This window comes from Lewinella sp. (assembly GCF_050633125.1).
In the GTDB taxonomy this organism is placed as follows: domain Bacteria; phylum Bacteroidota; class Bacteroidia; order Chitinophagales; family Saprospiraceae; genus Lewinella.
The window spans coordinates 16,541-43,179 of sequence record NZ_JBOEFX010000102.1 but is presented as its reverse complement, the minus strand read 5'-3'; the positions used below and the strand labels follow the sequence as shown (position 1 = coordinate 43,179).

At 42.0% G+C, this 26,639-nt stretch carries 22 protein-coding genes and 1 tRNA gene; 15 read left to right on the top strand and 8 right to left on the bottom strand.

Going from position 1 to position 26,639, the window contains the following annotated elements; all coding sequences use genetic code 11:
• Nucleotides 1–95: 95 nt before the first annotated feature.
• Both ACRBG0_RS21050 and ACRBG0_RS21045 read right to left on the bottom strand, forming a co-directional pair.
• Nucleotides 96–1,298 carry a helix-hairpin-helix domain-containing protein gene (locus tag ACRBG0_RS21050; RefSeq protein ID WP_431488822.1) on the bottom strand — a complete coding sequence of 401 codons (1,203 nt, stop codon included), beginning with the start codon at nt 1,296–1,298 and terminating at the stop codon, nt 96–98.
• A gap of 175 nt (nt 1,299–1,473) precedes the next feature.
• Nucleotides 1,474–2,340, bottom strand: coding sequence for an OmpA family protein (locus ACRBG0_RS21045; protein WP_431488821.1), 867 nt, complete (start codon nt 2,338–2,340; stop codon nt 1,474–1,476).
• A gap of 251 nt (nt 2,341–2,591) precedes the next feature.
• On the opposite strand from ACRBG0_RS21045, the gene ACRBG0_RS21040 reads away from it, so the two are divergent.
• Both ACRBG0_RS21040 and ACRBG0_RS21035 read left to right on the top strand, forming a co-directional pair.
• Nucleotides 2,592–4,049: a DUF1800 domain-containing protein gene (locus tag ACRBG0_RS21040; protein WP_431488820.1), complete on the top strand. Its 1,458-nt coding sequence runs from the start codon at nt 2,592–2,594 to the stop codon at nt 4,047–4,049.
• 13 nt (nt 4,050–4,062) lie between these two features.
• On the top strand, nt 4,063–5,706 hold the full coding sequence (locus ACRBG0_RS21035; protein WP_431488819.1) for a DUF1501 domain-containing protein: 1,644 nt from the start codon (nt 4,063–4,065) through the stop codon (nt 5,704–5,706).
• Between the two features lie 91 nt (nt 5,707–5,797).
• On the opposite strand, the gene ACRBG0_RS21030 is transcribed toward ACRBG0_RS21035, so the two are convergent.
• Together ACRBG0_RS21030 and ACRBG0_RS21025 are read right to left on the bottom strand one after the other, a co-directional pair.
• A complete protein-coding gene (locus tag ACRBG0_RS21030) occupies nt 5,798–6,814 on the bottom strand; it encodes a lytic transglycosylase domain-containing protein (RefSeq protein WP_431488818.1) in 1,017 nt (338 codons plus the stop codon).
• Nucleotides 6,815–7,132: 318 nt separating this feature from the next.
• A complete protein-coding gene (locus ACRBG0_RS21025) occupies nt 7,133–8,251 on the bottom strand; it encodes a transglycosylase SLT domain-containing protein (RefSeq protein ID WP_431488817.1) in 1,119 nt (372 codons plus the stop codon).
• A 501-nt stretch (nt 8,252–8,752) separates the two neighbouring features.
• Between ACRBG0_RS21025 and ACRBG0_RS21020 the strand changes: the two genes are divergently transcribed.
• From ACRBG0_RS21020 to ACRBG0_RS20970, 11 genes are all read left to right on the top strand, one after another.
• Nucleotides 8,753–8,995, top strand: a complete 243-nt coding sequence (locus ACRBG0_RS21020; RefSeq protein WP_431488816.1) for a MoaD/ThiS family protein — start codon at nt 8,753–8,755, stop codon at nt 8,993–8,995.
• Nucleotides 8,996–9,019: 24 nt separating this feature from the next.
• A complete protein-coding gene (locus ACRBG0_RS21015; protein WP_431488815.1) occupies nt 9,020–9,439 on the top strand; it encodes a molybdenum cofactor biosynthesis protein MoaE in 420 nt (139 codons plus the stop codon).
• A gap of 4 nt (nt 9,440–9,443) precedes the next feature.
• The gene (locus ACRBG0_RS21010) at nt 9,444–10,562 is read left to right on the top strand and encodes a glycosyltransferase (protein ID WP_431488814.1); all 1,119 of its coding nucleotides are present in this window, start codon (nt 9,444–9,446) and stop codon (nt 10,560–10,562) included.
• Complete coding sequence (locus tag ACRBG0_RS21005) at nt 10,553–11,209, top strand: RNA polymerase sigma factor (RefSeq protein ID WP_431488813.1); 657 nt, start codon at nt 10,553–10,555, stop codon at nt 11,207–11,209. The genes ACRBG0_RS21010 and ACRBG0_RS21005 overlap by 10 nt, the downstream gene beginning before the upstream one ends.
• 184 nt (nt 11,210–11,393) lie before the next feature.
• Complete coding sequence (locus tag ACRBG0_RS21000) at nt 11,394–12,845, top strand: RapZ C-terminal domain-containing protein (RefSeq protein ID WP_431488812.1); 1,452 nt, start codon at nt 11,394–11,396, stop codon at nt 12,843–12,845.
• A gap of 50 nt (nt 12,846–12,895) precedes the next feature.
• Nucleotides 12,896–14,620 (top strand): tetratricopeptide repeat protein, encoded by a 1,725-nt coding sequence (locus tag ACRBG0_RS20995; protein WP_431488811.1) that lies wholly within the window; start codon nt 12,896–12,898, stop codon nt 14,618–14,620.
• Nucleotides 14,621–14,779: 159 nt separating this feature from the next.
• The gene (locus ACRBG0_RS20990) at nt 14,780–15,184 is read left to right on the top strand and encodes a DUF4279 domain-containing protein (protein WP_431488810.1); all 405 of its coding nucleotides are present in this window, start codon (nt 14,780–14,782) and stop codon (nt 15,182–15,184) included.
• Between the two features lie 32 nt (nt 15,185–15,216).
• Nucleotides 15,217–15,744, top strand: a complete 528-nt coding sequence (locus ACRBG0_RS20985; protein ID WP_431488809.1) for a hypothetical protein — start codon at nt 15,217–15,219, stop codon at nt 15,742–15,744.
• A gap of 169 nt (nt 15,745–15,913) precedes the next feature.
• Nucleotides 15,914–17,665 carry a helix-turn-helix domain-containing protein gene (locus ACRBG0_RS20980; protein ID WP_431488874.1) on the top strand — a complete coding sequence of 584 codons (1,752 nt, stop codon included), beginning with the start codon at nt 15,914–15,916 and terminating at the stop codon, nt 17,663–17,665.
• A gap of 125 nt (nt 17,666–17,790) precedes the next feature.
• Nucleotides 17,791–19,026 (top strand): MFS transporter, encoded by a 1,236-nt coding sequence (locus ACRBG0_RS20975; RefSeq protein ID WP_431488808.1) that lies wholly within the window; start codon nt 17,791–17,793, stop codon nt 19,024–19,026.
• Between the two features lie 350 nt (nt 19,027–19,376).
• On the top strand, nt 19,377–20,024 hold the full coding sequence (locus tag ACRBG0_RS20970) for a hypothetical protein (protein ID WP_431488807.1): 648 nt from the start codon (nt 19,377–19,379) through the stop codon (nt 20,022–20,024).
• A gap of 131 nt (nt 20,025–20,155) precedes the next feature.
• Here the strand turns inward: ACRBG0_RS20970 and ACRBG0_RS20965 are convergent, their stop codons facing one another.
• Nucleotides 20,156–22,765 carry an AsmA family protein gene (locus ACRBG0_RS20965; RefSeq protein ID WP_431488806.1) on the bottom strand — a complete coding sequence of 870 codons (2,610 nt, stop codon included), beginning with the start codon at nt 22,763–22,765 and terminating at the stop codon, nt 20,156–20,158.
• A 123-nt stretch (nt 22,766–22,888) separates the two neighbouring features.
• Here ACRBG0_RS20965 and ACRBG0_RS20960 point away from each other — a divergent pair.
• Nucleotides 22,889–22,967: transfer RNA gene (locus ACRBG0_RS20960), tRNA-Val, on the top strand.
• 70 nt (nt 22,968–23,037) lie between these two features.
• Nucleotides 23,038–23,862: an SAM-dependent methyltransferase gene (locus ACRBG0_RS20955; RefSeq protein WP_431488805.1), complete on the top strand. Its 825-nt coding sequence runs from the start codon at nt 23,038–23,040 to the stop codon at nt 23,860–23,862.
• Between the two features lie 58 nt (nt 23,863–23,920).
• Here ACRBG0_RS20955 and ACRBG0_RS20950 read toward each other — a convergent pair whose 3' ends face one another.
• The 3 genes from ACRBG0_RS20950 to ACRBG0_RS20940 all read right to left on the bottom strand — a co-directional run bounded on the left by ACRBG0_RS20950 (nt 23,921) and on the right by ACRBG0_RS20940 (nt 26,308).
• Entirely contained in the window at nt 23,921–25,054 is a 1,134-nt protein-coding gene (locus ACRBG0_RS20950) for a hypothetical protein (RefSeq protein WP_431488804.1), read from the bottom strand.
• Complete coding sequence (locus tag ACRBG0_RS20945; protein ID WP_431488803.1) at nt 25,038–25,604, bottom strand: hypothetical protein; 567 nt, start codon at nt 25,602–25,604, stop codon at nt 25,038–25,040. The genes ACRBG0_RS20950 and ACRBG0_RS20945 overlap by 17 nt, the downstream gene beginning before the upstream one ends.
• A gap of 137 nt (nt 25,605–25,741) precedes the next feature.
• Nucleotides 25,742–26,308 (bottom strand): RNA polymerase sigma factor, encoded by a 567-nt coding sequence (locus ACRBG0_RS20940; RefSeq protein ID WP_431488802.1) that lies wholly within the window; start codon nt 26,306–26,308, stop codon nt 25,742–25,744.
• Nucleotides 26,309–26,639 lie beyond the last annotated feature (331 nt).

Below are 26,639 nucleotides of genomic sequence, written 5' to 3'. Positions count from 1 at the left end.
GAGAGAAGAGCACTTTCGGTCGTGCCTCTACTGCGTTTGAAACCGCAGAGACGGATCGTTATACTGCTCTTTCTTCTCCTACTTTGAAGGGCGTACTACTCTTTCCCGCCTTTTAGTTCTTCTTGATAAGTTTTAAACTCGTCCCAGCGGCCAGCAGCAGCAAGCCTTGCTTGTAGTGGCCAGGTATAAGGGTTGTGCATTCTGTATTGATCACCAGCTTCTTCGAGTATATCCTTCAGATTTCCTGGTTCTGCCGCGGCTAAAGCGGACCAGTCTTCAATGCCAGCATCTTTGAGGACTTCTTCTATTTTGGGGCCTATGCCTTCAATGATTTTAAGATCAGTAGCTTTTTTCCCTTTAGGCGCTTCAGCGGTTGCTGCTGGAGCAGGTGTTTGAAGTTCTTTTTGTAGGAGTAAAGCTGCTTGCCCAACCCAATTGTCTTTTTCTATTCGCCCGGGAATGTAGCCGATTTTTCCAGTAACCTCATCGATCCGTCCTGGCGTCCAGTTGGCGATATCTTCGTAAGAGAAAACACCAATACTATTGAGCTTTTTCTCCAAAAAATCACCTATCCCTTCTATGTTAGTAAGCGCATCTTTGTCTCGGTCTGAAACAATAATCTTGTCGTAAAGAACAGTTTTGTCATTCCCCAGTACCAGTTCCCCATCTTCCGCTTTGGCGGCTGTTTCAACAGCAGGCTGCGTTTTCAGCATTGCCAAGTCTGATCTTAGGGCTTGGTTCTCTCCGGATAGGCGGCTTAAAGAGGTTTCAAAAGTATTTAAACGTTCGCGCAATTCGGCTACTTCTTTAGAAGGAGCAATGGTCGTTGTTTTGGTATCAACAAAATTTTGAGGAGTCTCCAATAATTGCGCGTTCTGCGTTTTTAGCTTGGCAATCTGGTTGTTGAGATCATCAATGGTGAGGCTGTAGGTACGATTAGTGGCTTGTATTTCTTCCAGTCGTTGATTGAGTGTTACGACTTCTTGAAGCTGTTGATCTTTTTGATGATCAACACCTCTTACTCGCTCCATCAAATCTACTTTTTCCCGGCTTTCCTCCTGAAGCTCTGCGTTACGCTGCTTCAGTTGGTCTTGTGCACTGGTAAGAAGTGTTTGATTCGCTTCCAGTTGTTGTCGGGCTTCGGCCAGCTCTTTTTTTAGTCGACGAACTTTGCCAGAGCGTAGCAAATACGCAATAATAAAGCCAATAAGAAAAGCAACAAGCATACACATCCACAAAAACAAACCCTCACGGGAATCAATCTGAGTGAAGTAATTTATAAGTGTTTGATCAGTCATTATAGTTGATTTTTAGGAACAGCACGAAAATAAAAAGCGATTCGCTTTGCGGCTACTTCGTGGTTTGTTTTTCAGAATAGTTGAATAAGCGATTCATTTTAAGCGTTTTAGCTATTTGAAAAACTTGAGAAAAATGGAAGTTTATTTTCTGCGCAATACTTAGTTGCGGGCCTTTTTATTCAATGATGAAGTTAACCCGGCGATTTTCCTGCCGTCCTTCTGGTGTATCATTCGAGGCGACGTGTTCCGTTTCTCCTTTGGATTCTGTTTTAATGGCGGAGGTAATCCCCAGGTTTTCGAGGTATTCCTTGGCGCTTTCTGCGCGACGCATTCCCAATTTAAGGTTGTATTTTTCAGAGTCGATATTATCGGTATGGCCGACAATACGAATGGTCTTTTCAGGATGGGCTTCCATGTATACTTTGACAGAATCGGCATAATTGCGAAAAGCCTCACCAGGGTCAAAAATAGCACTGTTACTAGGGAAATTAGCGTCAGAATAGGTCATGTTCGTAAAACGATACGATGCGGTAGCGTATTCACTAGGCAGGTCGTTTAATGCAAAAGCGAACAAAAGCGGCTCCTGTAGTAAGCTGTCGGTGGTAATCGCGTGTTTTAAACTAATCCGATCCTCATCAATTCCTCGGGAAGTCATCAAATCTCGGATAGTTGCAGCACGAGCTAGCCCCATGTTTTCGTAGAAGCCAGCCATGATATCCTTTTCTTGTGGAGTGAAACGGCCCGTTATCTCTAATGATTTTGTTGAATCAGCAGCCAGCATTTGAGCAAGCGTATCAAGGAATTGATCATTGTTGGCGTTCATTTCGGGCTGGTCTCCCCCTTCAGAGAAGGCAAACTGATCGTAACCACTCAATAAGACAGAGTCGTTTTCAGTAAGCTGTAAAGTTTGTAACCTGGGAGCTATTTCTACTTCGACAGGAGCCTCTTCGCAGAGGTTCAAAATGTCGCAAATAAAGAACCACCGGGCAAAAATCGCGAAGAGCACGAAGGCTACGAAAAGCAAAAATGCCAGAAACCTCATATTTGGGGTTGATTTGATCAGTGGAAAGATAATAAGATTCCCCAAATATAACTATACCAAGCAAAAAGAGGGGGAGAGCCTTGGTGTATTAAACACAAAACTCCTTTTAAACCATCTTCTGTTTTTAAGGTCTAAGCCTCGTTTTTTGAAACCCTCAACTCCTCACTGTCAGTAGGTTTTGCACTGGAACAAGCTTTTGCCTAACTTTACGTTAAGGCTAATAATTGTTGACCCCCTAATTCCATTCTATTATGTTAACTGTCCCACCTCCTAATTGTGCAACGGGTACTTTGGTGCCCTATGCCGACAGCGCGGCGGCTCCCTGGAACCGTGCACGCGTTCAACACCTTTTTCGTCGCCTGGGTTATGGCGCTACTCAAGGCACAATTGCTGCCGCAGAACAACTCACTCCTGATGCGCTCGTTGATCAATTGATTGATGATGCCCTCAATGCACCAAGTTTGCCAGAGCCTACCTGGTCGAACTGGACGATTGATGACTACAGTGATTTTGGTGCTGAAAGTAGTGTGCAACTGATCGAATACGCCAATGACTGGATTGGTACTATGTTGGATAATGGTGCCAAGGAGCGCATTACCCTCTTTTGGCACAATCATTTTGTGACTAGGTTTGAAGATTATTTCTGCCCCTCCTGGATGTATACTTACCACCAACTGCTGCAAACGCACGCGCTGGGGAATTTCCGGGAATTTGTCTACGAAATGGGCAAAACACCTGCCATGCTGGTATTCCTCAATGGCGTACAGAATAACCGTTTCGAGCCTAATGAAAATTATGCCCGTGAATTATTCGAGCTTTTTACGCTTGGGCAAGACAATGGTTACACCCAGCAGGATATTGTAGAAACTGCTCGCGCACTTACTGGTTGGAACGGTTTTACATCAGCTTGCGCTCCGATCACTTTTACGGAATTCCTACATGATCCGGATAGTAAAACCATTTTCGGGCAAACGGGCAACTGGGGTTACGATGAGCTGCACGATATCTTGTTTACTGAAAGGGCAACCGAAATTTCAGAATATATCTGTGGAAAGATTTACCGCCACTTTGTACACCCGGAAATTGCTGAGGATATTGTGGCTGGGCTAGCAGAAACACTGAGAGCAAATGACTGGGAACTGGAACCCGTTTTTCGCCAGCTATTCAAAAGCGAACATTTTTTTGATGAAAAAGTAATGGGCGTCCAAATTAAAAGCCCATTGGAGCTAATGATCAATACGGTCATCGAAAGTGATTTTATCATCAATGAAGATGTACATAGCTATATCCTCTACGCAGGATATCAGCTTAACCAAGGCTTGTTTAACCCTATTGATGTAGCTGGTTGGCCCGGCGACCGTGACTGGGTGAATACCAATACTATTACAGGCCGCTGGCAGACTTCCGACTTTTTCATCTTTGCTAATTACCAAGAGGAGCCTCAGCGGTTGGTGACTTTAGCACAAGCGCTAACGACAGACAATGCCAACGATCCGGCATTGGTCACGCAGGCTATTATTGATTACCTGGTGCCAGGGGGGCTTGCCACTCCAGAAGCTTACGCTGCGGCGACAGATGTTTTCAAATGGGAAGTTCCTCAGAATTATTACGATAGTGGGGAATGGAACCTGTTTTGGGAAACCGTTCCAGTGCAGGTCGGGTTGCTCATGCAACATATTTCTCGCCTACCTGAATTTCAATTATCCTAAAACTTGACCAACTATGTGTAATCACGATAAGCATAACAATAATAAAAAAACAAAGCGCGGTATTGCGCTAGAGCATGGTCAGGCCCACCAGCAGGATCATCAAAATTGGAGCCGGCGAACATTTTTACGCCAATTAGGAGTAGCAGGTACCGCTTCTTTCCTTTTGGGAAAAATGCCACTTACGGCGATTACCAGCTCTCCACTTGCAATGGCACTTTCTGGTGCGACCACAGAAGATAGAATACTGGTTCTAATTCGCCTAAAAGGTGGAAACGATGGCCTAAATACGATTATCCCTCTGTTTGATTATGGCACCTATCAGTCTGGCCGACCAAACATTGCAATCCCTGAAAATGAGGTGATTAACCTTACAGGAGAATTAGGAATGCCCAATTCAATGGGCGCGCTTGAGAATATGTGGCAGGACGGCCAGATGAAAATCGTAAACAATGTAGGCTACGAAGACCATAGCCTGTCGCACTTCCGGTCTACAGACCTTTGGGCCTCCGGCGCGGATGCCAATGAAGTAGCCGACTCTGGTTGGTTGGGGCGCTTATTAGAGCAGGAATATCCCGACTTCTTGAATAATCCACCATTGACACCTCCTGCGATTCAAATGGGGAGTGCGGGTAATCTGGTTTTTAATAACACGGATGGCTTTGACATGTCTTTGAATGTGGCCAACCCTGAGCAATTGTATACGATTGCTCAAACAGGGCAGCTGCATGATCCATTGGCTGTGCCGGATTGCCATTATGGGGAACAGCTTAGCTACTTGCGTTCTGTTGCTAATAATACTTTTCGGTACGCAGAGGTAGTTGCGGATGCCTACGGAGAGGGTAGTAATAGTGTAGAGTATGATAATAATAGCCTGGCAGAGCAACTAGCACTGGTCGCACGCATGATTCGTGGAGGCCTGGGCACACGCCTGTATATGGTGGTGCATGATGGTTTTGATACGCATGCAAATCAAGGGAATAACCATCCAGGTTTAATGAATCAATTATCAAGAGCTGTTCAGCATTTTCATGAAGACCTCAGTAATGGAGGGCATGGCGAACGGGCTTTATCCATGACGTTCTCAGAGTTTGGCCGTCGTATCGAACAAAATGCTTCTGACGGTACTGATCACGGAGCGGCAGCTCCATTGTTAATGTTTGGAGAAGGCCTGAATGGTAATGGTAGCTTGGGCGGATTGCCTGACCTGGAAGAGGTTGATAACAATGGAAACCTACAGTATACGACGGATTTTCGTCAAATTTATGCTACGGTATTAGAGCAATGGCTTTGCATTGATGGCAACTTGGTAGATCAGGTAATGGGAGAAACATACGAGCGACTTAGCGGCCTTGGCTTGAGTTGTACCCCTGTAAGCACGTGGTCACCACAGGAGTTAAGTAACGTTAACCTTGAAGCGTATTACCATGCAGGCCAATTGTTCTTGAGCTATGATCTCGCCACGGCCAGTCCGGTAAATATTACCTTGTATAATATGCTTGGGCAACCAATGAAGACGGTTTTTCAAGGTTACCAGATGAGTGGTAATCAACAATTCAGTCTGCCATTATCTGATATCGGTTGGGCTGCAGGTGTTTATGTTGTTAACTTAAGAGTTGGCAACCAGCAACACTCCAAGCAAATTCGCCTGGTTCGATAAGCTCAATTAATTGTTTATGAGAAAGCCCCTCTTCGTAATTTTACGAAGAGGGGCTTTTTTGTGTTTACTCGCAGGATTTTCGCACAAGCGCTTATGCAGGAAGCGACATAGAGAAAGCAAGTAAATAGTCAATGCCAAAAGGATTTGAAGTAGTTGACGTTTTGTGGAGTGCAAGAGGTGATCCAAGCGGTTGTTTTTGCAGAGCAGTGCTCAAGAGGATATCATTGTGTTGAAGATGTTGAGCGATTTTTATTACACTTATCCGCTCATTACTATGATAAACGATGGCAGGGATAACCACCTTAGCAGGTAGTTGTGTAGCGTTAATTCGCCCCTCTAAATATGACGGATTTAAAGAGGTTAACGGCCCTATCTGCATGCAATAGTAGCGAGCTATTACTTCTAAGTTAGTAGGGGTGGTTACCGTAATCGTTACTGGAGGAACAACCTTGTGAGTTACAGATAAACCGAAAGACCGTGGGTTTCGAGCAATTTGAGCAATTGTGAGTACTCTGGGGATATACCGCTTGGTTTGCCGGGGTAAATAACGACTTATTTCATGATAAAAATAGCCGCCGGATTTTCGTTGTGCTTTTCGGACATTGCCTGGTCCACAATTGTATGCGGCTAAGGCCAAAAGCCAATCATCAAACTGATGATGAAGCTGTTTTAAGTATTTAGCTGCGGCTACGCTTGATTTATAAGTATCTAGGCGTTCATCCACCTGCTTGTTGATCGTCAAGCCAAGACTGCGGCCTGTTCGGGGCATGATTTGCCATAATCCAGCTGCACCTGCAGAGGATACTGCACGAGGTTTTAAACGAGATTCTGCTAAGGGAATAAATTTCAGCCAATCGGGGACGTCGGCATCTGCGAGTGCTTTTTCCATTGTAGCTTCGTACAAAGGAAGTTTTTTTAGCATCTTAATGGTTTCCTGCTGGCCACTAACGGTGTAGCGGTATTGCGCTTTATCTAAGTAAGGCGCATCTCTAGGAGCTAAGCAATCTTTTAGATAGGTTAAATCAGCAAGACAATCCGACCTCAAAAGGGGGGAGAAAGTAAAGGTGCCAATCAGGCACAGCAGTACTTTTTTGAGTGGGTTTCTCATGGACATAGGGCATTGTGTACCGATAAAGAATTGTCTTGCTCCGACTTGTTAGTCAGTGCAGGATAATGCTCAACGGTATGGTTTTCTCATAGGGGAGCACCGAAAAAGACGGTGCTCAAAGCAAAATACAAAAGCGTGTGTGTTGTGTAGTTAGTTGCTAATTGCTTGAATAAAGCAATTTACCATGTGTGTAGAAACCTCTCAAAACTCTTATTATTAACTGTTTACGGAATGAACGAAGGAAGGTTTCATCTGGTGAAAAAAAAAGCCCTTTTCCGTAACAACAGAAAAGGGCTTTTTAAAATAGTTGACCAGGTATTAAGGCTTAGCTACGCGTCTTGGTAGATAAACAGTAAGTGGCTGGTTAACGGTGATTTTGTTATTGATTAAGCCATTCCAGTTGATTAACTCTTGTGGAGTACACTGGAATAGGATCGCCAAAGTTTCCAACTTATCACCTGATACGGTAGTGTATTCACTTTTCTGGTGATTAGCCGGTATTGCTACGGCATTGGTATCAATATATCTTTCTTTAAAGCTGGCGGCTACTCGGGTAGGAACGGTGATGTACTGACCTTTTGCACTGGCAGCAACTAAACCCTGCAAATAAGAAGGATTGAGCGAAGTTAATGTGCGGTAGCTAAGCTCTAGCTGTCGGGCGAGTGTTCCTAAATGCAGCGCACGAGTTACTTTGAATGTACGCGTGTCAAGCATATCGTAGTCAGGCATACGTGGTGTAATACCATGTGCTGCGTGGTAATTCATGAGGTAGGCAGCGGCGATAAAGCGAGGAACATAGTGCTGTGATTCAGATGGAAGGTACGGGCGGACCACCCAATAGTCAGAGCTGTTCGCTGCTCGCATTGCTTTTCTTACTCGGCCAGGGCCGCAATTGTAGGCTGCTAATACAAGTCCCCAGTCTTCAAATTGCTCATACAAAGTCGCAAGCATCCTGACGGCGGCCTCGGTAGCTTTGTGTGGGTCTAGTCGTTCATCAACCTGCCCATTTACAGTTAGGCCATAAATGCGGCCAGTACTGGCCACAAACTGCCACAAACCTGCTGCACCTACTGGTGAGGTGACGCTAGGCCGTAAGGAAGATTCAATGATCGGTAAATACTTGAGCGTTTCTGGAAGCTTGTACAACCGCAGATAGTGCTCGAAGATGGGGAAGTAAATTTTGGCACGACCCAAGATGTATTCTGAGTCACGCTGGCCCTCCACCGTGAAACGGCGGATAACAGATTTGATCTGTGGGGTGTTTTGAGCGGCAAAAGGAAGATCCATTTGGTCGATCCGCTCATTCATAAGCTCATCCGAAAGGCGAGTGAAAGCGTAAGGAGACTTTTCAGTAGCTTTGGGATAAGACGTAGTGTTACCTGTTACCACGGCCGCAAATAAGAGGGCCGTGACAAGTATTGTCCACGGGAATTTCATTCTTTTCAGTTTCGTCAAACAAAGTCCGGCCGTAGTTTTGAAATATTAATCATTGGGGATACAATGATTGGGGATAAATATTTCTAACTGGGGTAAGCCGGTTTTCACTTGGTTTATCCTTTAAGAGGATAAAACGTTACTTGTCATCGTAACTCACGCAAGTGATGTTATTACACTGTGTAACAACTTGGGTGCAAAATTATCCCCTTTTTTAACGCATAGCAAGTTTTTAGGCTCACCACGCTAGAAAATGCCTTAGTTTCTTATATTTCAGCATGTTGGAGTACTATTGGAGTGAAAATTTCTCCTTTGTTTCTATTCTTTGGATAGACTCTCTCCATATAAACCCCCGGTAGGAAAAGGGGCTACAGAATAAAATAGCGATCTTGGCACGAAATCAGATGTGAATAAAGGAAAAGGTTAAAGTTTTGTTAAAAAAATAAAAAATTAACGCTAAGGGGCTGTTTATTACTTCAGATTAATTTTTAATTTAAAGTGTTGATGGAGATAAAAATACTGGCATTTGGTATAGCGAGAGATATTCTTGGAGGTTCAGAATTGAAAATATCTGGCCCGGAAAATCTGACGGTTGGTCGCCTGTTAGAATTGCTTAAGGAGCGTTACCCCGCTTTTGCTGGTTTGACGTCTTTGGCAATAGCGGTAAATGCTGAATATGCCAATGAAAACCAGGCTATTTCTGCTGGTGATGAAATCGCAATTATCCCACCGGTAGCAGGAGGGTAAATCTTTTGCGTAATATTGATGACTATGATGATTGATATACAGCTCCTTACAACACCATTGGATACAACTGTTTGCCAGAAGTGGGTAGAAGCACCTGATAAAGGAGGCTTGGTGCTATTTGTTGGTACAGTACGTAATCATACACAGGGCAAAGAAGTATTGCGTCTGGATTTTGAAGCTTACGAACCAATGGCCATAAGTGAAATGCGTAAAATAGCGATGACTATAACTGAAAGGTGGCCAGGAAGCCGTATCGCTATTCATCATAGAGTAGGCCAGTTAGCTATTGGAGATATTGCCGTTATTATAGCGGTGGGAACTGCACATCGTGCTGCTGCCTTTGCCGCTTGCCAATACGCTATTGATACTTTAAAACAAACGGTGCCGATCTGGAAAAAGGAGATTTTTGCAGATGGAGAGGTTTGGGTAGCAGCTCATCCTTAGCCTTATGTTTATTAATATCATTGTTGGAGCATTAGCATTAGCTTCACTGGTGCAATTCTTTTTTTGGGGAATTCGCTTCCGACGATTTGCTAGGTATGAATTGCCAGTATCTCCAGAAGTACCCCAATACGAGCTTCCCCCGGTTTCTATTATTATATGTGCCCATAATGAAGCTGATAATCTGCGCCAGAATCTACCTTTTTTCCTGGAACAAGACTATCCCAATTTTGAAATTTTAGTGGTAAATGATAATTCTTCAGATAAAACTGAGGAAGTTGTTTTGGAATTTCAAAAAAAATATTCGATCTTACGCCTGCTTTCGATGGAGAAGGAAACTTTTCCGGGCAAGAAAGCAGCTTTGAGCTACGGCATACAACAATCGAGCTTTGAATTACTTTTCCTATCAGATGCTGACTGTCAACCTATAAGTAGGCAGTGGCTGAAGATAACTCAACGATCATTTCAAAAGAACACGAAAATTGTTCTTGGTTATGGTCCCTACCAAAAACGAAGAGGATGGCTTAACCGCTTTATTCGCTTCGAGGCTTTCTACACTGCCATACAATATTTCTCATTTTCATTAGCAGGCCATCCCTATATGGGTGTTGGGCGTAATTTAGCCTACCACCGATCTATATTTTGGCAAGCAAATGGTTTTAGCAAGCATGCTCACCTAATATCAGGAGACGATGATCTTCTGGTAAATCAGGCTGCGCACGCTGAGAATACAACGATTAATGTTTTTCCAGAGGCGAGAGTTTATTCTCGTCCCCATTCCTCTTGGCGAGGCTACTACATCCAAAAACGACGCCACCTTAGTGTAGGCAGTTATTATCGCTGGCAAGATCAGATCGCACTAGGTGCTTTGGCTTTAAGCCATTTTACCTTTTACGCGGCTACTTTCCTGCTATTGATACTGCTTCCCGAAGTGTGGTACTATCTGACACTAAATTACATGGTGCGGATGGGAGTAGTCCTCCGAGTATCACTAGGAGCCAGTAAACATTTGGGCGAGCGCAATTTGCTGCCCTATCTCCCCTTACTGGATTTCCTATACCTTGGTTATTACTTCTTATTCGTACCGACATTATTAACCGGTAGCCGAATACAACAATGGAAGTAGCAGTTAAAAATCCCAGACTTACGCAGAAAGCACTCAATGACTTTGAACTCGTAGAACGAGCAAAAGCAGGGTGCCAGCAATCGTACACGCAGCTGATGGCGCGTCACGAATCCAGCATTTTTCATTTAATGCTGAGAATGACCAACGATCGTGAAGATGCTTATGATTTAACAATAGAAGCTTTTGGTAAAGCTTTTACCCGCATGGGGTCTTATGTACCCAACTATGCCTTTAGTACTTGGTTGTACAAGATCGCGGTCAATAACTGCATCGATCATGTTCGCAAGAAAAGACTAACCGTTTTGTCCATCGACGAACGCATGGATGAAGAAAGCCAGCAAGATTATTCCAGCACCCTCCATGCAACAGGACTCAATCCTGAAGAAGCCGTTATTCGGGAGCAAAGGATTGGCTTGATGAGGCAAGTATTAGGGCGATTGAGTGATAAGTATCGCGTAATGATTGAGTTGCGCTATTTTCAGGAGTTGAGTTATGACGAAATTGCGACCGAACTCAATATTCCATTAGGTACGGTAAAGGCTCAGTTGTTTCGGGCCAAGGAGTTACTTTTGGATTTATTGAGCCGCCCCGGAGCTAGCGCTTATTTAGAGGTGCACCGTGGACATCGTCGTGCAGCAGCAGTTTAGATCGTAGAAGGAACAAGTCCTAAACACGATCTTAGAGTAAAATAGAGAGGTTACCAATTGGAGTAACTGTTTTGAAGATAGTTTACTCCTTCAGCCTTGTTAGTGGTTTTTGACCGCTAACAAGGCTTTTTCTTTTTTACCTTTGTTTTGTATAAGTATTGCGCACAAAAATCCCCTATAATTAATGGCTTCCATCGCAATTGAACAACGCCTGAGTGCTCTTTTTGAAGAATGGGCCGGCGAAATCCCAACGCTGGTACTTCCTTTAGCTCCCTCTGGGTCTGATCGTATTTACTATCGTTTACAGAGTAAGAATAAATTGGCCGTAGGCGCATATAATCCGCATCTTCAGGAAAATGAAGCTTTTATCAGTTTTTCTCGCCATTTTCGAGAAAAGGGATTACCGGTACCGGAAATATTTGCTGAAAACCTAGCGCAGCATATCTACTTGCAGGAAGATCTGGGAGCAACAACCTTATACAGCTACCTTTTGCAAAAAGGTGATTATTTCCCTGACTATTTGGTGAAAATCTATCGAAGAGTTGTCGAACAGCTTGCTCGCTTGCAAGTACTGGGCGGCGATGGTCTGGATTACGAAAAATGCTTCCCCCGCACTAACTTTGATAAACAATCAATGTTGTGGGACTTCAATTACTTCAAGTATTATTTTTTAAGACTGGCTTATATTCCATTTGACGAACAGGCGCTGGAAGAAGATGCGCATACCCTGGCTGATTTCTTGCTAGAGACGAATACGGATCATTTCATGTTTAGGGATTTTCAGACCCGTAACATCATGATAAAGAATGGTGAGCCGATCTTTATTGATTACCAGGGCGGCCGCCGAGGGGCATTACAATACGACTTGGCCAGCTTGCTTTATCAAGCGAAAGCCAATATTCCGGAAGATATTCGAGAAGAATTATTAGAGCATTACCTGGACGCGCTGGAACCCATCTGCCCCATTGATCGAAAGGCTTTTGTGCCCTATTATTACGGATACGTATTTATGCGCTGTGTACAAGTATTAGGAGCTTATGGGTTCCGAGGACTTTACGAGCGGAAAGAGCATTTTTTGCAAAGTATCCCTTTCGCTTTGCGAAATATAAAGTGGCTGTTTGATAACGATAAAATTCCGGTAGCCATCCCTGAACTCAGGCGGGCATTGGAAGAACTGATTGCCTCCAAAAAATTTGAGCCTTTTGATAAAATTAAAGCGAGCTCCAGCTTACTGACGGTAGGTGTTAATAGTTTTAGCTATAAAAAGACCGGTGTGCCAGAAGATAACAGTGGCAATGGTGGCGGATTTGTTTTTGATTGTCGGTTTATCCACAACCCCGGCCGCTACGAACCCTACAAAAAACTCACTGGCCGGGACGAATCTGTTATCAACTTTTTGCAGCACCATAGCGAAATAGGGACGTATCTGCAAGATGTCTATCGCATCGTAGACAACGCCGTTGAAGACTATATTGATCGTAGTTTTACCAACTTACAAGTGAATTTTGGCTGTACCGGTGGCCAGCACCGCTCTGTTTACGCAGCAGATTGCCTGGCGCGACATATCAAGAATAAGTATGGAATCAAAGTAGTGTTGCACCATATAGAGCAGGAGAAGAAGGATTGGAAGAATTAGTGGGGGAATTGCGTATAGGCCCGAGTTGTGACCAATAATAAAATAAACAAATGAAGAATCAATTTACTCTTTTTAGCATCATAATAATTTTGGTATTTGGTTGTACTGAAAAAGAAGAAAAAACCACAAAAGACATTATTCCAACCCCATCAGTAATGTGCTCTCCCGTGACAAATGACAAAGAATGGTACAAGTCAGATAATGTGGCGCCATTATTTGAAGGACTTGATGTTTTGAATTTTCCAATTTCTACTAAAAATGAATTAGTTCAGAAATATTTTAATCAAGGGCTGATTTTAGCTTATGGTTTTAATCATGCCGAGGCAGCAAGGTCTTTTTACTTTGCCACTAAACTGGATTCAACTTGTGCTATGGCATATTGGGGTTATGCTTTTGTTTTGGGGCCTAATTATAATGCTGGCATGGAGGATGACAATTATAAGAGAGCATTTGATGCAATCCAAATGGCTATGGATTTATCAATTAAAGGTTGTACTCAAAAAGAAATAGCATTAATAAACGCATTGTCAAAAAGGTATGTTAAAGAACCGGTTGAAGACAGAAGTTCATTGGATATAGCTTTTTCTAATGCCATGGAGTCAGTATTTAAAGAATTCCCACAGGATGCGGATATAGGTGCTTTATACGTAGAATCATTGATGAATCTTCACCCATGGGATTTATGGACTCATGAAGGCGAGGCCAAGGAATGGACACCCCAAATTTTGGATGTATTTGAAAAGGTTTTTTCTATTTCTCCAAAGCACCCTGGTGCTCATCATTTTTACATTCATGCGGTAGAGGCTTCTTCAAAACCTGAAAGAGGATTGTACAGCGCCCAATTATATGACGAGGGACTTGTCCCTAATGCAGGGCATTTAATCCATATGCCTTCTCATATTTATATCCGCACAGGAGATTATCATAAAGGAACTATGTCAAATATCAGGGCAGTTGAAGCAGATAGTGCTTACCTCACCTCTTGCCATGCACAAGGTTCTTATCCATTGACTTTATATCCACATAATTATCATTTCATGGCTGCAACTGCCACGCTTGAAGGAAATAGTGAATTAGGAATCATGGCTGCAAATAAAGTAGCAGAACACTCAAATCGGCAATTGATGAAAGAGCCAGGTTGGGGAACCATTCAGCACTACTATACAATACCTTACTACGTAAATGTAAAATTTGGTAAGTGGGAAGAAATCTTGAAATTGGAGAATGATGATATTTCATTAAAATATCCTGATGCTGTAAGGCATTATGCAAGAGGAATGGCGTTCAACGGTTTAGGAGAAATTGAAAACGCGAAAAACGAATTGAAAGCCATAGAAAGTTTTGCATCGGATGAAAGCCTCAAAGAAGTTACCATCTGGGATTTTAATAATACTCATCAATTGCTGCAAATTGCTAAGAGAGTATTGAAAGGAGAGATATTAGCGAGTGAAAAAAACTATAAAGAAAGTATCAACCTGTTAATTGAAGCCGTAAGTATGGAAGATGCATTGGTTTATCAAGAACCACCAGATTGGTTTTTCTCTGTTCGACATCATTTAGGGGCAATACAAATCGAAGCAGGAAGATATCAAGATGCAATTAAAACATACAAAGAAGATTTAAATAGGTTGCCAAAAAATGGATGGGCTTTACATGGCTTAAGATTAGCTTATTCTGAGTTAAATGAAAAAGATAAAGCTTCTGAATTAGAAGATAAACTAAATGAAATTTGGGCAACTGCTGATATAGAATTGTCAAGTTCAAGAATCAAATAAATACTGGTCACAACAAAGTACTTGACGTCGATGCCTCCCATCTGGTCGGCAGGTCGTGAGTACAGACCGTTGTGTGTAACCAGATGCATTTAGTTCTAGTCATGAGTCATTTCGAGTTTGAAAAAAGAAAGAGATATTTAATAAGGTCAAAAAAACAAGATGCCAGCCGTACTAAAATTAACTGGAGACTATGATGTAGATGAAGTATTAAGTTTGCTTAATGCTAAACCCTATGAAGTCAATAGAAAAGGAGATACGAATAAGAGAAAAGGCAAAAAGCCCTATGCGGCAACCACGTGCAAATTTGATGTAAATAAGTTAGGTTTTGATGAAGTAGAAAAGCAATTCGAGGATACAATTACTTTTCTTTCAAATAATTATGTTGATTTGAAAAAGTTGACAAATATGAAAAATATTAAAAGGTGCATAGATATTGGTATCGATTCTGAGTTTAGAGATGAAAATAACCTTTCTGTTCAATTATCTATTCCGCCAAAGTTGATGAGGCTTATGGGAGATCTTGAAATGGAGTTGGTTGTTACTCAGTATTGGTTTAATAGATAGCCTTCTAATTATTTGATCTATTTAGGATATTAATGAATGCAATAGACTTATTTCAAGGATATTATATTATCTCAGCATGGTTGATATATGCTGGGATTATATTTTTTTTATCAAAGGATAGTGATCAAAAAGAAAATTCTTGGTTTCTTTTAGGCATTGTGAACCTGATATTTTTGATACCGCTATTAATTGAATATGGAATAGCTTGGAGCAGTGGTTATATCTATGAGCAATTTGCTTCTATAAGTACCCGGAATGGGTATGCACCATTTTTTATGTTATTTGAATTTTCGGTCAGTATTATGGCTTCGATGAATATAATAGCGAGTATTAGAAAGAATAATACATTTCGTAAATTCCAGTTTGTGATTATTTGTATTTATATTTTGGGATGCGTCATTATATATGGTTATAAACCTTATGGTTATGCGACTTCAATTATACCAGGTTGGCATACGACTATTTATCAAATAGGAAACTTTTATGGAATACTGATCTGGTTTGTAGTAATAGTGGTATTAGCTTTGGTTGTCAGTTTCTTAGGAAGAGTGAAAAAATAGAATAGGAGCTGAACATAACAAAGCTTGTGCGCCCAGCCCCGAGTTGCAGGCAATTAAAGAAATTTCAATGTCAGTTCGTAGAAGCCCTGATAAAGTATCGTAAAGAATGAGCAACCATTTACCCATATCATCATCCAACAAATCCATTGCGGTTCTCCCTTTTGTTAATATGAGTGCCGACCCTGAGAACGAATACTTCAGCGATGGTATTACGGAAGAAATAATCAACGCCTTAACTACTGTGAAGGGCTTGAAAGTCATTGCCCGCACATCTTCTTTTGCATTTAAGAATAAAAATATAGATGTGCGAACCATTGGTGATCAGTTAGGGGTAAGTACTGTTTTGGAGGGGAGCGTCCGGAAAGCCAAAAACAGGGTTCGCATTACAGCGCAATTAATCAGTACTAATGACGGCACTCACTTCTGGTCAAGGAATTTTGATCGGGAGATGGAGGATATTTTTGCCTTGCAAGATGAAATCAGTTTGCTCATTGCAGACCAAATCCGTGAAAACTTTGGGCATTTCGAAATTCCGTCTTTTTCCAACGCTATCCCAACTCAAAATATCAAGGCTTATGATTTATGGTTGAAAGGGAGTTATCATCTAAAAAGGAAAGACTTTGATGACGTTAAAAAAGCAATGGATTTCTTCAAAGGTGCAATTAAAATTGACCCGAACTATGCAGACGCCCATGCATTTTTGGGAGAAGCATATATTCACGCGGCGAGCTACAATATGATACCCAGTAAAGAAGGGAATGACTTAGCAAGAAATACCGCTGAAAAAGCCATCGAGTTAGATGCAGAAAATGCAAAGGCACATATGATGCTTGCTTATATCAAACTGTTCTCGGATTGGAATTGGGACGCGGCCCTAATAGAATACGATAAGGCAATAAAATATGGCCTATCTGACCAAAATGAATTCATTACCTATTACTATATATTTATCAAGGAGGATTTTGAACGGGCCGTTCAAGTATCCAAAAGGGTGGCTGAAACGGACCCTCTTGATGTTCATACACATTGGCAACTGGGCTTGATCTATTATTTTGCGCGTAGTTTTGAAGAGGCAATTGCAGCATTTAATAAAGCCTTGGAAGTTGACGCTACTTTTGCAGAGGCAATTCGTTTTCGAGGTTTAGCCTTGGGGTATTTAGGAAAATATAACGAAGCATTAATTGACATCAATAAGGCACTTGGACTTACAGGTGGTCAAGGACTTGCTAATTTAGATTTATTGGTGGTGAAAATACTTATGGGCAAGAAAGAAGAGGTCTTAGCTATTATAGAAAAATCGAAATACATGGACTCCTCAGATCCAGCCTTGTTATTTTCTCTTTTAAATATGCCTAATGAAGCCATTTACTGGTTAGACAAAGCTTACGAAGAACGCTCGGTAACGATGGTAACCTTAAAGAATTATTGGGTCTGGGATAACCTTCGGGATAATGCTCGGTTTAAAGAAATTTATGCCCAAATGAATTTCCCCCCATCTATAAAAAACAAGCAGATTCTTGAACCTATAACCATAGCTCCAACCCCTTTCATTAGTACTTCATTATTAAGCAAAAATGAAATAGAAAACTATTTAGAAAAATTAGATGAGCTAATGAAAGTAGATGAAATATATAAAGACCCATCAATTTCATTAAGGCATTTAGCAGAAAAACTGGAATTGCTTCCTAATAAATTATCATGGCTACTTAATGAACAAATTGGTAAGAATTTTAATGAATATATTAATACCTTCCGATTAATAACTTTCAAAGAAAAAGCATTAAACCCAAATAACAGTCACCTTACTCTTTTGGGTTTAGCTTATGAAAGTGGCTTTAATTCCAAAACAGTATTCAATGTTTTTTTTAAGAAAATGGAAGGAATAACTCCAAGAATGTGGGTGAATTCTCAGAAAAAATAGAACCTTCTCTGACAATTTTTGTGGTCAAGCTAAAGCAAAAATCGTAAGCGACTGTTAAGGAACGTGATTTTTGTTTTCGCTTGACGCTAAACACAAAAAATGTCAGAGAATCAAATAGAATAGTTATGAAAGGCGAGACTAAGCCCAAATTTACGCACTATCAATTTCTTTTAGTATCGATCATTGCATTAGTTTTATTGACTATAGTTTTGGACTTCATGCTTATGTCCGCCTTGTCAGCAATTCTTCTTCCTAAACTTGAAATCACTACCAAACAGTTTGGTTTACTTGTGTCTGCATATCCAATTAGTGCAGGAATAGCTGCTGTTTTATTATCAGGTTATGCTGACAAAGTTGATCGGAGAAAATTGCTTTTATTTTTTTACTCAGGCTTTTTGCTAGGTGTTTTATTTTGTGCAAATGCACCTTCATTCCAAGCATTGGTTGTTGCCAGGGTTATAACAGGTATATTCGGAGGTGTCGTAGGTCCTATTTGTTTTGCCATCGTAGCTGATTTATTTGAAACAACCCAAAGAGGAAGGGCTATGGGGATTCTACAAATGGCTTCTGCAGGGAGTCAAATTTTGGGTTTGCCACTTGCTCTCTACTTAGCTTCAGAGTTGGATTGGCATTTAGCCTTTGGGTTGGTTTTGTTTTTAGGAATCAATGCAATTTTTCTTGTTTTTTGGAAAATAAGGCCCGTAGATAAACATCTACAAATACCAGCAAAAGTCAACCCGTTACATCATTCTGTAAAAATAATCAGCAATAGAAATTATTTAATAGTATTTTTTAACAACACAATTTTGGTGTCAGGAGATATTATTTTGATGACCTTTAGCTCTGCATTTTGCACTAACAATCTTGGAGTAGATCTTGACGACCTCCCTTTACTTTATGGAGTTGCAGGGGTTGCTACTTTCATATTTGCTCCCATTATTGGTCGTTTGACAGATAAATATGGAACACTAAATATTTTTTGGGCAGGGACTATCATAACAATAATGATGGTAGCGGTATTTACGAACTTGGGAATAAATCCTTTTTGGACAGTTATCATTGTTCATACCCTACTCTTCCTTGGAATTAATGCTCGAAGTATCTCATCTTCAGCTTTAGGAACAGTTGTTCCTGAGGTGGAAGACCGAGGTGCATTCATGGCTGTTGATGCAGCAATGCAACTGGCAATTGGAGGTGTGGCAGCCATGATAGCAGGATTGATAGTATTTCAATCTGAAGATGGGATGATAAATAATTTCCCCACCTTAGGCGTTGTGGTAATATCATTGATGATTCTAACTGGCGGGCTGATGTATGTGATTAATCGAATGGTAAAAAGAAGGAATATCAAATCTGAGTAAAGTTCTTTTGTCCAAGTACTTAACAGCCCCTAAACAATAACTCGGGTTCCAGGATTTACGGCAGGCCATTTTCCATATGGAACTATTACCACCTGGTCCCGAAAAACAAAGACGAATTGCCCCTCCCAAGCATGCGCTAAGCCTGTTTAAAAGGTTTTTAATCTCACTACTAAGTTCGGAATTACATTTTGGAACGACTCACCCTCTTTTCCACTCCATCTTTGCATTATCAATTCGATAAAGCAGAGCAAATAATCATCGGATGATGATTCCTTTCCCCTTTATTAAATGAACTAACGATAATGGGAGGTGCTTGGTAGCAATCGGAGTTTTCCAAAAAAAATACTGTTATGAAAAATCTATTTTTAATTCTTCTATCTTTTTGCACACTTAGTGCTTTTGCTCAAAGCAACTCGTCAGTAGATCAAGAAACGGAAGTAGCCCATAAGTGGAGGGTAAGTATACCTTATCTTGTTCCAGATGAGATTATCTATGGTTGGAGCAGTCGAACAAGTACTCAAATGGTAGAATTACATGTAAAACGCAACCTAGATAATAAGAACATCGTTGGGGTAAAGTTTGCCACCTGGCGATTATTTCAACCCATGGGAATCACCTGGTGGGATGGCGTGGTAGATAAAATAGAGTCTGGAACTGAATATTACGATGGATATTTAAGGGAAACAGGAATAGGTATCACCTACCAACGCATGCTTTGGAAAGGGTTATTTGCTTCTGTTGAAGTCCTTCCGCAAATTCAAACCTACACGGATTTAGATGGTAATAAAATTAAAAATGGATTTAAGCTTTACAACTCGCTTCATTTGGGCTACCATGTTGCATTTGGGAAGAAAAAACGATTTTTCATAGAACCTCAGGTTCATATCAACCAGTGGATGTTTGATAACAATTCCCCTGAAGGGTTTAAGGAGTTTGACGATAAATATGGAAACGTCTTTCTCTTTGAGCCAAATATTTACATCGGGTGGAAATTTTAAGCTATAGTCTGACAAGTCAGGATTCACAGCACGCAGTAGCAGCGAAGCTAATTCTTGGCTTGTCAGATTATAACATGAGTCATCCCGAATTTTGATTCTCATCAAAATCCGTGTTGACCAACCAAACAGTACTACTCCCCACCCTCAATTTCCATATCTAAAAACTCTGGTTCGTCGCTATCCGGGTCTTCTTCGTATTCGGGGATATCGCGCCAGTCGAGAGGTTCATCAACGAGTTCTATAATGGTGCCAAACAAGCGTTCCAGCTCAAAGTGGATGTCGCGTTTGCGTCTATCGCTTTCGTGGAAATCGTTTTCTACCCGTCGTTTATCCGATACGAAGTTATAATCATCCAGGTTACCTAAGATGGCATAGTAAAGGTTAAAGAACCCCTTTCGTCTGGCTGGTTTAGGCTTCAGCTTAGCATTGTGCCGGCGAAACCGATCGGCCATAACCTGTCCTGCATTGACTTTAACGAAGTAGTTGATGTCCTGATCGAAAGTATGCTCACCGCTAATGGTCATGTTCAAGGCGTTACTTTGGATAAACATGACAGGGAGGTAGAGCTTGCTATTTCTAACCTCAAAGAAGTTTTGGAGACTGGTAAAGCGAATTTCTCGTAGGTCGCGAATATTCACAAAAGTGGAAAAATCCTCTAGCATCGCGAAGTCTTTCAGTACGCCATCTTTGAGGCCTACGCCAGCAAGTACTCTAAGCTGATCCTCTTGAAAGTTGCCGGCATTATCAAAATGCGCTTCAATAAAAATTCGGGTATCAAGCTGACCTTCCAGGTTGTCTGCGACCAGGAAATCTTGTCCAAAGTTTTCTGATTGCCTGAAAAACTCATAGATATTAATCCTGTTTCCGCTGAGTTTTGCCGTTAGTACAGGCTCTTCGCTAAACTGCATTTCGCCGTCGAGGAGGAATTCGCCATCCATGGTTTTAGTGTTCCCCGCAATGGTCATCGTACCATCTTTGAAGGTAAGGTTTCCCTTGAAGTCTTCTCCTTCGACTAGACCGTAATTGAAGGTTTGAATTTCGGCAGCAAAAGTGCCGTCTAGAAACTGAGTGAAAAATTCTCGTTTTTCTACTTCTGCCTGGGCAAGTGAATCCGTTGTTCCTGTGGCTTCTGCTGCTTCTTGGGCTATTTCGGAAGGGGCTCCGAGCGCCATTAATTGATCAATGTCTAACTCGGTGGCCTGAAGGCGTGCATCAAAGACCAGCGTTGCGCCCTGAGAATTCACCGAATCGGCGAATATTACTGGGAGAATATTGGTTGCCCGACCATCAAAAACCATCTTTGTGCCTGGTGCATCCAGGGTGACCGCTTTGGCGGTCAGGGTGTTTTGCTCAAGAACGATCTCCCCACTGCTCAGGCTTATGTCTTCATCGTTTACCGTAAAGCCTGCGTTTTCAAAGCTTACAGAGCCCCCCATGTCTACGCTGCCGATTCGGCTACTGCGAAGCATATCTTCGTATTTACCTCTTATCCGAAGCCGGTTGAGGTGTATTTTCCCGTTGCCGGAAGAGATTCTTTCATCGGGAATAAAAGCCATTAAGGCTCCTGGTGCTAGGGTGCCATCTGCTGCGAATACGATACTGGGTTCGCTAAAATTCTCGATGGTAAGATCAAGAGCGAAAGGCTCTCGCTCGAATTCTCCATGAAGGTTTTCAATAACGATTTTCGATGTTTTATCGTTTTGCTGGGTGCCATTGGTGTAATAAGCCAGAAAGCCAAGGTCACGCACTCGAGCATTGACACGGTCGCCAGAAATACGGCCGTCGGCAAAACGCAATTCAGCTGTTATTTTGGGCTGTTGTTGCTTGTTTTGCACACCTTCAATCGTGGCATTGAGGCTAAAATCACCGTCGGTTTCTAAACCATTTAACTGGTTTTTATACTCATCAGGAAGCAAACTGAGGACATCTTCCAGTTGTCCGTCTTCGCTGCTGAAACTCAGGTTGATGAAGGTTTCATCTTCTTGAACCCTAAAGTTTCCTGAAGCTTCTAGCGGAAGCTCTCCTACTTGTAGGCGCAATTCATCAATTTGATATTGCCCTTCTTCGGTATTCACGGCTATCTCCGTGTCATAAGTGAAAGGCCGATTATTGAGAAGGCTTTCGCCGTCGGATTCGAGGTATTTAATGAATAATTGGGCTTCACTATTTAATTTGTACTGAGTACTCCCAAAGTTTCCGGCAAATATGGCTTCTTCAACATCCATCGTCAGACGTTGCTTACTCTGTGCGTCACTGTAAAAAAGCTTCATGTTACTAACGACCGCTTTTTCCAGATTTATACTGGCAGACGCAGTGTTTTCTTCAGGAGCTGGTTCAGTTTCTTCCGTTTTGAAAATATCGTAATTGGCATTGCCGTCCCTATCTACAGCAATTCGTAAAATGCCATCGCTAAGAACTACCGACTTGAGTTGAATATCCGAACCGAGCAAGCTCCACAAGCCGGCACGAAAGGAAAGTTCATCTGCTACAAGAAGATCTTCCTGGTCTGTTCCTTTTAGGCTGACACCTCTTAGGTTTGCTCCAATATTAGGGAAGGTTCTTAGAAAAGAAAGCTCGAAACCCTCTACCTCTAGCTCGCTTTTGAGTTGTTGGTTCAATTCGCTAACGACCCGTTCTCCGATTTGATCGGAAAAGAGACTGGATATCACAAATACGACTCCGCAGAGGAGTAAAAAAAGAATGCTAAGGACAATTAGCAAGCGTTTGAAGAAGCGTTTCATAATGTTGAAGTGGATATACAGGTAAAAATACGGAAGTCGAAGAGAAAAATAATTTTATTTTTTTTCGAGAAGGTCTTGCACATAAAAAAAAGACCCCTTATATTTGCATTCGCTTAACGCAAAGGGCGATTAGCTCAGTTGGTTTAGAGCACCTCGTTTACACCGAGGGGGTCNNTCGGGAGTTCGAGTCTCTCATCGCCCACAAAATTAGGAATCTGCTTCAGCAGGTTCCTTTTTTTTTGCGCCGAAATTTTTCCTATCTTTGATAGCCTATGATATTTAGCAATACGATTAATAAATTTAGCGGAGACCCTGCCGCTACCGCTTTTTTTGAAGAACTTCTTGGGGGCTATTTCCATTTGGGTATTTATCGCCCTGAATCCTTGACTTTAACGGAGGCTTGTGAGCAAACGACCGCTAAAATGGTGCGTTTGATCCCTAAAATTGCGAAGAGCACTAAAATGTTGGTGATTGGCTCGCAGTTAGGAGCTACGGTAATGGCTTTGGAAACAGAATTCGGCTGCAAAATCGAATGTCTAGACCCAAATACTGACTACAATCGGTTGCTGGAAAAGAAGATCGCAGCGGAAGGAATGGAGAAAAAGGTAGGCGTTTCTGAAGGCGTTCTAAGTTCTTTCCCATTTGACCGCGAGAGCTTTGATATCGTTTGGGCCCAGGATACGATGCTTGGTGTTGAGAAAAAAGCTAAACTTTTTCGAGAAGTGCAACGTGTACTGACTCCTAAAGGTCGCTTTGTTTTCACGAGCCTCGTAAAAAAAGAAGGCGCCTCTGAGGATGCTTTAGCTACCGTTGCTGATTTATTGGAATTGGATGCTTTTCCAGAGGTTGCTAATTATCAAAAATTTGCTGATCGGGCTTTACTGCTTAAAGTCTATACGGCAATGCTGTCTCAATACTTGCCACAGCATTTAGCAGAATTAAGAGGTGCTATTACTGCACCGCTTCCAAGTGGCCTTAAAAAGCCTACTTCGGCATTCTTAAAGAGCTTAGAGCAAGAGCTATCTTCTTGGGAAAATGCAGTAAAGCAGGATGCACTTGATTGGGGCCTGTTGATTTTTCAAAAAATCAATGCTTAAGAAGAGTACGAAAATAAAAAGACAGAGGGCGGAGTGATCATTGATCGCTNNGCTTGTTTTAGTTCGTCCTTACGACGATTCCTCCGTAGCTCATTCTAGCCTTAATATTGCTGTTTCCTCCACTGCCCATGGTGCCACGCACTTCGTGAGAGTTGCCATCTTGGGCGTCATAGCTGGTTCTTACCCCTGAAGATGGTAAGCGAATATCGGCATAAGTCCCGGAAAGATCTAGAGAGCAATTAATACCAGGGTCTACGCTGATTTTAAAATCGGTGTATCGACCATTGAGGTTGATTTCGTCGAAACTCGCGTCGACCTTTCCTGTTTTTGCAGACCCATAAGCCATGTCAAGGTTCATTCGGCGGGATAGGCGCCCGACCTGAACACTGGTGTAGTGGGTTTCGCAAACAACTTCTTCTGCAAAGCCAATTTCAACATTATCGTACTTTCCGTTATTACGGAACTCACGAATTTCGCCAAGCTTAAAGTTGGAGTAGCGGGAATCACTGATAATGTCTCCGGCCTGGGCAACATCAATGTTGCCATAGCGAACATCGATACTAAGGTCACTGGCTTCCTCTATATCAAGATTACCATAAGCGAGGTCTACCTTTAGGTCACGAACACGGTTAAGTGAACCGTTGCCATAGGCAAGTGTGATGTCGCTGTCTTCTCCAAGGCCATCCAACTTGAAGTTGCCGTATTTTACTTGAAATTTACCTGAGCCAGCAATCGATGCTGCGTAAACATCACAATATTTGGCGGTTACATCAAGGCTGCCGGCTGCCGGCATGAATACTTCGTAGTTGATGGAGAATTCGTCATTGTTATCGCCCCATCCCCACCAGCTGGATTTTTTGTCTTGAATTTCTGTAATAGCAGAAACACTGTTGCTGTTGTTAGAAAAATTGATACTAATGCGTTCGAAGACCTCTTGGGCGTCTTCTTCGCTTTTGGCGTCGACCAAAATTTTTACAGAAACGCGGACATTACTCTGGTCCCATGTTTTAATATCGATTTTTCCGTGTCGGTTAGAGAGTTCTACAAGGCCATTTGATGCCATGTTGAACTGCTTGTTAATGGTTTTTGAAAACTCCCTTGTAGGGTTGGTCCCGGCCATCAGGCTACCGATGGTAAGCAGGGCTGCAAAAATAAGGCTGCCCGCCCGGAGTAGTTTAAATACTGGTTTCATTGCTGTTGTTGTCTGGTGTAGTAATACTGTTGTCAATATTTTCGATGCGCTCCAGAATGCGCTCCAGGATTTGAAGTTTGAGACGGTAACTTTCAATAAGTTGCTGTACGATCATTTCTTCGCGCCCGGAGGGTGCATTTGTTAAATCTTCCCGAAGTTCAGCCATCGCATTGTCTAGTTGCTGTAGGTCTGCGTCAATTTCAGGATCTTGTGTGTGGGTTGTTAAACGGGCGTAGTTCTCTTTGATGCGTTGATTGTAGTATTGCTCCATTTCTGCGAACTCGGGAGCAACGTCCTCAATCAGAGTTTGTGCGGTGGGTTGTTGTGTCTGTTGCGTAAGGAAAGCACCTCCAAAACCTCCTGCCGTGAGGAGGATTAGTACAGTAGCTGCTACCTGGTACCAGGGGCGACGATTACGCATAGCGTGCGAGGGAGCCTCCTCTTCGTTGAGGTCCTTCTCAATAGCAGCCCAGAGTTTAAGACTAGGACGTGCGTCGTCGAAAGCATCCCTGTTGTCAAGGATGAATTTTTCTAAATCGTTCTGTTGCATTTTTCACTCGCTTTACATCCGCTGATGTAGAAAATATTTCTAGACCAGACAGAGATAATCTTATTCAAACCAAACACCTCCAAGTATTGCGCAGAAAACAAAATCGCTTTTTATTTTCGTGCTGTTCCCAATTGATGTTAATCAATCTTTTGTGTTTGCAAAATTTCTTTTAATCTTTTCCGGGCACGACAGTACTGCGACTTAGAGGTCGCTTCGCTAATACCCAAAATGTTTGCTATTTCCTGATGATCGTATCCTTCAATCGCATAAAGGCTGAAAACGGTACGATAACCATCAGATAACTGGGTCATAGCCTGTTTGATTTGCTGAACTTTCAGCCCATCAGGAACAGGTGGCTCGGATGATTCATCAACAGGGTCAATTTTAGCATCCCATTCAGAAAACTGAAGCTTTCGCTTTTTATGAAAATTGATGCAATTGTTGACCACTATCCTTTTTATCCAGGCACCTATAGCGCTCTCAAAACGGAAAGTGTCAATTTTCTTGAAAATCTGAACAAAAGACACTTGTAGGATATCTTCAGCGTCGTGTTCATTTCCGAGCATCCGTAAGCACACGTTAAACATAGCACGGTTGTAGTGCTTGTATAGCTCAAACTGTGCCTGCCGGTTACCGTGCTGACATTCCTGGATAATTTCTCGATGCGTATTCACATAGTCCAAAGTGGCCTTATTGCTTTTCATGACCAATGTTGCCGTCGCTCTAAAGTTAAGAGCTTGTTGGGGAATTTCATTTGGTAAAAACTAATTCCCCTAAATTAAAGAAAGAAAAACTTGATGCTTTCTGGTTTTCAATAAGCTCTAAAAATTGCCGGGGAACAAATGCCCCCGGCCTTTTTTAAATTACAGAGGGGTGATTCTGTTTTACTTACATGGGTAATGACAGAGGTCTTATGCGAAGGTTGCACCAGTAGCTTAAAATGTTAAAAAAAATTAAGAGGCAATAATAATTTTAGCTTGCCAGCTACTAACGTTGATCCACAAATAAATTATTCGTTCTCTCTCAGAATGTTGT

Bases quoted from the DNA above. Each gene is read 5' to 3' on its own strand.
- ACRBG0_RS21050 (WP_431488822.1), bottom strand. From the start codon at position 1,298: ATGACTGATCAAACACTTATAAATTACTTCACTCAGATTGATTCCCGT.
- ACRBG0_RS21045 (WP_431488821.1), bottom strand. From the start codon at position 2,340: ATGAGGTTTCTGGCATTTTTGCTTTTCGTAGCCTTCGTGCTCTTCGCG.
- ACRBG0_RS21040 (WP_431488820.1), top strand. From the start codon at position 2,592: ATGTTAACTGTCCCACCTCCTAATTGTGCAACGGGTACTTTGGTGCCC.
- ACRBG0_RS21035 (WP_431488819.1), top strand. From the start codon at position 4,063: ATGTGTAATCACGATAAGCATAACAATAATAAAAAAACAAAGCGCGGT.
- ACRBG0_RS21030 (WP_431488818.1), bottom strand. From the start codon at position 6,814: ATGAGAAACCCACTCAAAAAAGTACTGCTGTGCCTGATTGGCACCTTT.
- ACRBG0_RS21025 (WP_431488817.1), bottom strand. From the start codon at position 8,251: ATGAAATTCCCGTGGACAATACTTGTCACGGCCCTCTTATTTGCGGCC.
- ACRBG0_RS21020 (WP_431488816.1), top strand. From the start codon at position 8,753: ATGGAGATAAAAATACTGGCATTTGGTATAGCGAGAGATATTCTTGGA.
- ACRBG0_RS21015 (WP_431488815.1), top strand. From the start codon at position 9,020: ATGATGATTGATATACAGCTCCTTACAACACCATTGGATACAACTGTT.
- ACRBG0_RS21010 (WP_431488814.1), top strand. From the start codon at position 9,444: ATGTTTATTAATATCATTGTTGGAGCATTAGCATTAGCTTCACTGGTG.
- ACRBG0_RS21005 (WP_431488813.1), top strand. From the start codon at position 10,553: ATGGAAGTAGCAGTTAAAAATCCCAGACTTACGCAGAAAGCACTCAAT.
- ACRBG0_RS21000 (WP_431488812.1), top strand. From the start codon at position 11,394: ATGGCTTCCATCGCAATTGAACAACGCCTGAGTGCTCTTTTTGAAGAA.
- ACRBG0_RS20995 (WP_431488811.1), top strand. From the start codon at position 12,896: ATGAAGAATCAATTTACTCTTTTTAGCATCATAATAATTTTGGTATTT.
- ACRBG0_RS20990 (WP_431488810.1), top strand. From the start codon at position 14,780: ATGCCAGCCGTACTAAAATTAACTGGAGACTATGATGTAGATGAAGTA.
- ACRBG0_RS20985 (WP_431488809.1), top strand. From the start codon at position 15,217: ATGAATGCAATAGACTTATTTCAAGGATATTATATTATCTCAGCATGG.
- ACRBG0_RS20980 (WP_431488874.1), top strand. From the start codon at position 15,914: ATGAGTGCCGACCCTGAGAACGAATACTTCAGCGATGGTATTACGGAA.
- ACRBG0_RS20975 (WP_431488808.1), top strand. From the start codon at position 17,791: ATGAAAGGCGAGACTAAGCCCAAATTTACGCACTATCAATTTCTTTTA.
- ACRBG0_RS20970 (WP_431488807.1), top strand. From the start codon at position 19,377: ATGAAAAATCTATTTTTAATTCTTCTATCTTTTTGCACACTTAGTGCT.
- ACRBG0_RS20965 (WP_431488806.1), bottom strand. From the start codon at position 22,765: ATGAAACGCTTCTTCAAACGCTTGCTAATTGTCCTTAGCATTCTTTTT.
- ACRBG0_RS20955 (WP_431488805.1), top strand. From the start codon at position 23,038: ATGATATTTAGCAATACGATTAATAAATTTAGCGGAGACCCTGCCGCT.
- ACRBG0_RS20950 (WP_431488804.1), bottom strand. From the start codon at position 25,054: ATGAAACCAGTATTTAAACTACTCCGGGCGGGCAGCCTTATTTTTGCA.
- ACRBG0_RS20945 (WP_431488803.1), bottom strand. From the start codon at position 25,604: ATGCAACAGAACGATTTAGAAAAATTCATCCTTGACAACAGGGATGCT.
- ACRBG0_RS20940 (WP_431488802.1), bottom strand. From the start codon at position 26,308: ATGAAAAGCAATAAGGCCACTTTGGACTATGTGAATACGCATCGAGAA.